The sequence below is a fragment of the Arthrobacter sp. 3Tela_A genome (assembly GCF_049311025.1).
In the GTDB taxonomy this organism is placed as follows: domain Bacteria; phylum Actinomycetota; class Actinomycetes; order Actinomycetales; family Micrococcaceae; genus Arthrobacter_B.
Window position 1 is genome coordinate 1 of the sequence record NZ_JAXIOM010000096.1, and the last position, 6,289, is coordinate 6,289.

The following is a 6,289-nucleotide window of genomic DNA, read 5'->3' on the forward strand; positions in this document are numbered from 1 at the left end:
GGCCAGATGGCCCGCCCCACCGGAAAAGCTGTGTGCCGAAATTACTCGGCGGCTGCGACGATGTTCACGACGCGGCGGCCACGACGGCTGCCGAACTCAACAGCGCCTGCCTCCAGGGCGAACAGCGTGTCGTCTCCACCGCGGCCAACGCCTGCGCCGGGGTGGAAGTGGGTGCCACGCTGGCGAACGATGATCTCGCCGGCCTTGACGACCTGGCCGCCGAAGCGCTTTACGCCCAGGAACTGAGCGTTGGAGTCGCGGCCGTTGCGAGTAGAGCTCGCACCTTTCTTATGTGCCATTTTCTAATCCTGCCTTTGCTATGACTGACTTTGATGCCTAGGTGCGGGCACAACTCCCGCGGTCTGGAACCAGGCGGTCCCGGACGTTAGGAATCAGGAGTTGATGGAGGTGACCTTGACCTTGGTCAGCGAGGAGCGGTAGCCCTGACGCTTCTTGTAACCGGTCTTGTTCTTGAACTTCTGGATGACAATCTTCGGACCCCGGAAGTTTTCGATAACTTCTGCCGTAACCGTAACCTTGGCCAGGTCCTTGGCGGCAGAGGTGACCTTGTCGCCATCAACCAAAAGCAGGGCAGGCAGCTCAAAGGTGCTACCGGCTCCACCGGGGACGCGGTCCAGGGTTACGAGGTCTCCGACGGAAACCTTTTCTTGGCGGCCGCCAGCGCGGACAATCGCGTACACCACTTGGGAACTCACTTCTCTCGACGTTTAATACTTGGATGCGCACTTCCCCGGACCATCAATGTGTCCGGCTTGCGCCATGCAGTCACGCCCTGTACCGAATAACGGCTTAGAAGGCGTTCGCACCGAAGTTCAAGGCTACGCTAAGGAACCCGCATGCCGCAAATGCACGGCAGGCCCAGCGTGCCATCCTCCGGCCGTACTGGGGACGTCACTGCGCTGACTACCATTCTATAGCACTCCCGGACTGCCCCGAACCGCTGCCATGCGGGCCGCCCGCCCCTGCCCGCATGGCAGCGGAAAACCGCTAAACCAGAGCAGCTCCCGGCCCTTGGCGGGCGGGAGCTGCTCTGGTGCTGCGGACGCTGCTGCTAGAGGTCGGAAGCCGGGACGCCGACGCCGAGGATCACCGGAGCCGCGGCCTCAGTTCGCGGCGCTGCCGGAGCTGCGGCAACCGCGGTGGTACTGCTGCCCTGGGCGCCGGAGCTGTCCTCAGAACCTGCCTTGATGATCTGTGCATCAGCCGAACCCTGCGGGCTGCGTGCGGCACGCCGGCGGCGGGGGCGCCGTGCGGGTTCGGCAGCAGCCGGAGCCGCTTCCTTGCCGTTGCCGTTGCCGCTGGCCGGGGCGCTGCCGCCGTCGGACACCGGTTCAGCCTTCGGGGCCTGAGGTTCGCGGGAGACCGGCGAAACCTCGTTGAACGCCTCAGTGAGGCTCTCAAGAGTCAGCTGGACGTCCTGGCGGACCGGGCGGCGCCGTTCACGGCGCGGAACCACTACGGTTTCACCCTGGATTCGCAGGATTGCCCCGGCCTCGGCCGGCACGTCCTCGTCCTGCGGTTCACGGATCAGCGGCTTCTCTTCTGTGCTGCCGCCGGAGTCCTTGTCCGGCGTCTGGTCCGAAGCCGTGTTTCCGTCCTGCTCCGAGGAGGTTCCGGCGTCGTGCGCTGCTGCAGTGGCGGCGGCAATGGTCGCCAGTGCCGCGCGTGCGGCTTCGGCCTTTGCTGCGCGCTCGGCATCGTCAGCCTGGGGTTCTTCCACCTTTGGCTGTTCCACCGGAGCCGCGGGCGGCTGCTGGTTCTGGCCCTGGTTCTGGTTCTGTCCTCCGCGGCTGCGGCGCTTGCGTTCACCGCGGGAAGCCTTCTCCTGCTTCAGGTGCTGGGAGTGGTTGTCTTCAGATACAGCGTGGCTGGTGCTGCGGCGGTGCTCCACGGGGATGTCGTGGGTGATGACGCCGCGGCCGGCACAGTGTTCGCACTCTTCGCCGAAGACTTCCAGCAGGCCGGTGCCCATGCGCTTTCGCGTCATCTGGACCAGGCCCAGCGAGGTGACCTCCGCAACCTGGTGCTTGGTGCGGTCGCGGCCCAGGCACTCGACCAGGCGGCGCAGCACAAGATCCCGGTTGGCCTCGAGCACCATGTCAATGAAGTCGATGACGATGATGCCGCCGATGTCCCGCAGGCGCAGCTGGCGGACTACCTCCTCCGCGGCTTCCAGGTTGTTCTTGGTGACGGTTTCCTCGAGGTTGCCGCCGCTGCCGGTGAACTTACCGGTATTCACGTCCACCACGGTCATGGCTTCAGTGCGGTCGATCACCAGCGAACCGCCGGAGGGCAGGAAGACCTTGCGGTCCAGGGCCTTGGCGATCTGTTCGTCGATGCGGCTGGCGGCAAAGATGTCCTCGTCCTTGGTCCACTTCTCGAGCCGGCCAACCAGGTCCGGAGCCACGTAGGTTACGTAGGCCTCGATGGTGTCCCAGGCTTCCTCACCGGAAACGATGAGCTTGGAGAAGTCTTCGTTGAAGACGTCGCGGACCACCTTGATGGTGAGGTCCGGCTCTCCGTACAGCAGTTCCGGCGGGAGGGTCTTGGTGGACTTGGCCTTCGCCTCGATGTTCTCCCACTGGGCGCGGAGGCGGTTGATGTCATTCATCAGCTCTTCCTCGGAAGCGCCTTCAGCTGCGGTGCGCACGATGACGCCGGCGTTCTGCGGAAGGTGGTCCTTGAGGATCTTCTTGAGCCGGTTGCGTTCCACGTCCGGAAGTTTGCGCGAGATACCGGTCATGGAGCCGCCCGGAACGTACACCAGGTAGCGTCCGGGGAGGGAGATCTGGCTGGTCAGGCGGGCACCCTTGTGGCCCACCGGGTCCTTGGTGACCTGGACCAGGACTGAATCCCCGGACTTCAGGGCCAGTTCGATGCGGCGCGGCTGGCCGTCCAGGCCGGCGGCATCCCAGTTGACCTCACCGGCGTAGAGCACTGCGTTGCGGCCGCGGCCAATGTCAACGAAGGCGGCTTCCATGCTGGGCAGCACGTTCTGGACCTTGCCGACGTAGACGTTGCCGATCAGCGAGTCCTGCTGGGTGTTGGAGACGAAGTGCTCCGCCAGGACGCCGTCCTCGAGGACGCCGATCTGGATCCTGTCGTCACGCTGGCGGACGATCATCTGCCGGTCAACGGATTCGCGGCGGGCCAGGAACTCCGCCTCGGTGATGACGTGGCGGCGCCGGCCGGACTCGCGCGATTCGCGGCGGCGCTGCTTCTTGGCCTCAAGTCGGGTGGAACCCTTGACGGAAGTGACGCGGTCGCTGACGGGTGCCTCAGCGTGGGCGCGCGGGGCGCGGACGCGGGTCACCGTGTTGGGCGGATCGTCGTCGGATCCGCCGGTCAGTTCAAGGTCGGCGTCCCCGCGGCGGCGGCGACGGCGGCGGCGGGAGGTCACGCCCTCAGCGTTCTCCTCGTCGGCGTCGGCAGACTCGGCGCCTTCGGTCTGTGCGGCACTTTCGCCTTCGGTGCGTGAACGTCCCCGGCTGCGGCGGCGGCTGCGGCGGGACCGGTTGGAATCGCGGCCCTCGTCGTCGGAGTCCTCGTCTTCGTCCGGCTCGGCGTCTGCTGCTGCGGCGGCCAGCGCCTGCACTGCAGTGAGATCCGGTGCGTGGAAGAGGACCGACGTCGGAGATTCAGGAATGGCGAAGGGGTCAAGGACCGAAGACTTGGCCGGCTTGGTGCTGCCCTCAGGTGCGGCACCCTCAGCGGGTGTGTCACTCGCAGCATCCACTGCTGTTTCCGGCTCGGCGGCCGGAGCGGGAACGGCTGCCTCAGCAGTATCGGTGTTCGTCGCCGCACCTTCCGCGCCGACAGCCGGCGCGGAGACAGTGGCGGACCCTGCCTTGGCAGTGGCACGACGGCGGGTACGCGTCCTGGCGGGTGCGGGCTCGGCAGCTTCCTCGCTGCCCGCGGCTTCAGCGGGGGTGCCTGCATCCTGGGCGGCAGTGCCGGTGTCTGCTCCCGCGCTCTCTGCGGGTGCGGTTTCGGCAGCAGCCTTCTTCGCCGGTGCACGGCGGCGCCGGACCGTCTTTGCCGGCGCTTCGACGGCGGACTCTTCAGCGGCAGGAGCGGCATCAGCGCTTTCTGCGGCAACAGCATTCACGGCGGCAACAGGGGCTTCTGCTCCGGCCGGGGTTTCTTCGGCGCTGGTCTCGGCGGCGGGCTTGCGGCGGGGCGCACGTGTCCGCTTCGGCTTGGCTGCGGGTTCAGCGGCTGCTTCGGCGGATTCGGCTTCGGCCGGAGTCTGGATCAGTGCCGGTTCCTGCGTATCTTCCGCGCCGGCTACGGCCTCCGCGGCAGCTGCCGGCTTCCGGCGGGCACGCGGTGCGCGCTTTGCCGGTGCTTTCACGGCAGGTGCCGCTTCTGCCTCCGTCTGCGCCGCCTCAGCGGGTGCGGAAACCCCTGCGGCGGGATCGACTGCGTCTTCTGTTGTGCGATCAGTATTCATATACAGCTATGCTCCGGCCCCCGCGGCACTGGCCACATTCCAATGCCCGGAGGGCAATGTATCGGCTGTGCGGGGGCATCGGAGCCAGCGCCAGCCGGAAGTCGTCTAAATGTCTTCCGAGGTCGCACCATCGTGAGGGCGCGGCATCACTCGCAAGACCAGCGGCGCTTTTCCTGCTACCTGCTCGGAACGGCTAGGCGTTTGGGCTGTGGTAGGGCTGTTCGGCGGATTCCCCTGCCCCATCCGGATTGATGGGCATTCCTTCTTGGGAAGCATCGCCAACAGCACCGGAAGCCTGTCGCTGGACCGATGACGGAATGTGGATCCGACACCAGCCAAAGCCATTATCTCACACGGAGGTCAAATAGGTCTCTAGCACCACATAGAATCGGACCACCGATATCCGGCCAAAGGAGCAGCGCGTGCCAGTCAGTCCCACCAGCACCACCACCGGCGCCGATCAGGATGGCAGGACCAGCGAAGCTGGGCTTGCCCGGTCCGTTCAGCAGAGGCCGTTCGCGTGGCTGGTTCTCATCACCTCGGTCATTGGCTGGCTGGGTTCGGGAATCCTGGTCATTGAGCGCCTGCGCGTGTACGCGGATTCCTCCTATATCACCAGCTGCGATATCAGCCCCTGGGTCTCCTGCGGAACCGTCTTCCAGACCTGGCAGGCCGCCCTGTTCGGGTTTCCGAACCCGCTGATCGGCATCGTGGCGTTCGCCGTCATGATCACCGTTGCCATGTCCATGCTTGCCGGGGCGCGGTTTAGCCGCTGGTACTGGGCCGCGGTGCAGGCCGGTGTCACCCTGGGCATGGTGTTTGTGGTCTGGCTCTGGAGCCAGGCCCTTTTCGACATCTACGTACTGTGCATCTACTGCATCGTCGTGTGGACGGCCATGATCCCGCTTTTCGTTTTCACCACGGTCCGCAACCTGGCCCACGGAGTGATTCCGGCGCCCGCCGGCCTCGTGCGTTTCCTCTCCGAGTGGGCGTGGGCCATCACGGCACTGCTGTGGGTAGCAACCGCTGCGTCGATCTTCTTCCGGTTCATGAATTCATTCCTCGGCAGCTAGCCGGACCCGGGCGGCTGGCCCGGTCCTGGCCCGGCGGCCTTCCCTACCCGAGAGGAAGCGCCCAGCCAAGGACAGCCGGTTCGCGCTGGCCCTCCCACGTGCCAACCAGCGACGGCGGCGGCGCGGCGCGGCCGCCCAGGTCAAGCACGCGGACCAGGGAGAGTTCCCAGCCGTCCCGGTGCATTAGCGTGACCGTCCACCCGGCGGGTTCCCGTTCGGGTGCTTCCACGAGTTCTTCGCCGTCGGGCATCCCGCTGGTCTCCAGTTCCATGGACTGCGGCAGTTCATGGCGGACCCCGTTTTCCTCGACGTACAGAGGGGCCTGGCCCACGCCGTCGACCACCGCCGCGGCGAAGGCATTGATGTAGACCGGATCACCGCACGCGTCATAGACCCAGCGCCTGCCCAGCACCGAGTGTTCCAGGGTGCCCACCAGGTACCCGTCACCGCCCTCCAGCGGCTCGGGGCGGTAGGTCAGCGGAACCTGCAGGGTGTGCTCTCCGCAGCGCACGATGTGGGTCTCCATCCCCACCTGGCCCTGAGGGTCATCAAACCGGTAAGCGGCCAGCGGCTCAGCCTGGGCATCTGCGGCGCCGCTGTTGGGAAACCACGGAGCAGCGGGAAGCCAGCCGGAAACCAGTTCCATTTTTGACGGGTGCAGGTCAGCCTTGTAGATGAGTGCCATGGGCCCCAGCCTAGCCAGAGCACGCCGAATGTACAGGAGGCCGGCACCCGTGGCGGG

General features: G+C 66.1%; 5 protein-coding genes. 1 reads left to right on the forward strand and 4 read right to left on the reverse strand.

Annotated elements, in window-relative coordinates; all coding sequences use genetic code 11:
* Positions 1-41: 41 nt before the first annotated feature.
* The 3 genes from rpmA to TVC13_RS17740 form a co-directional block, all read right to left on the reverse strand.
* A complete protein-coding gene (gene rpmA, locus TVC13_RS17730; RefSeq protein ID WP_055240884.1) occupies positions 42-299 on the reverse strand; it encodes a 50S ribosomal protein L27 in 258 nt (85 codons plus the stop codon).
* Positions 300-392: 93 nt separating this feature from the next.
* Positions 393-704, reverse strand: coding sequence for a 50S ribosomal protein L21 (gene rplU, locus TVC13_RS17735; protein ID WP_055240883.1), 312 nt, complete (start codon positions 702-704; stop codon positions 393-395).
* Between the two features lie 368 nt (positions 705-1,072).
* Positions 1,073-4,474, reverse strand: coding sequence for an Rne/Rng family ribonuclease (locus tag TVC13_RS17740; RefSeq protein ID WP_422402454.1), 3,402 nt, complete (start codon positions 4,472-4,474; stop codon positions 1,073-1,075).
* A 422-nt stretch (positions 4,475-4,896) separates the two neighbouring features.
* Between TVC13_RS17740 and TVC13_RS17745 the strand changes: the two genes are divergently transcribed.
* On the forward strand, positions 4,897-5,547 hold the full coding sequence (locus TVC13_RS17745; protein ID WP_422402455.1) for a vitamin K epoxide reductase family protein: 651 nt from the start codon (positions 4,897-4,899) through the stop codon (positions 5,545-5,547).
* A gap of 43 nt (positions 5,548-5,590) precedes the next feature.
* On the opposite strand, the gene TVC13_RS17750 is transcribed toward TVC13_RS17745, so the two are convergent.
* A partial coding sequence (locus tag TVC13_RS17750; RefSeq protein ID WP_422402456.1) for a CG0192-related protein occupies positions 5,591-6,289 on the reverse strand: 699 nt, incomplete at its 5' end.

Excerpts from the sequence above, each read along its gene's own strand:
- rpmA (WP_055240884.1), bottom strand. The coding sequence starts at position 299 with ATGGCACATAAGAAAGGTGCGAGCTCTACTCGCAACGGCCGCGACTCC.
- TVC13_RS17740 (WP_422402454.1), bottom strand. The coding sequence starts at position 4,474 with ATGAATACTGATCGCACAACAGAAGACGCAGTCGATCCCGCCGCAGGG.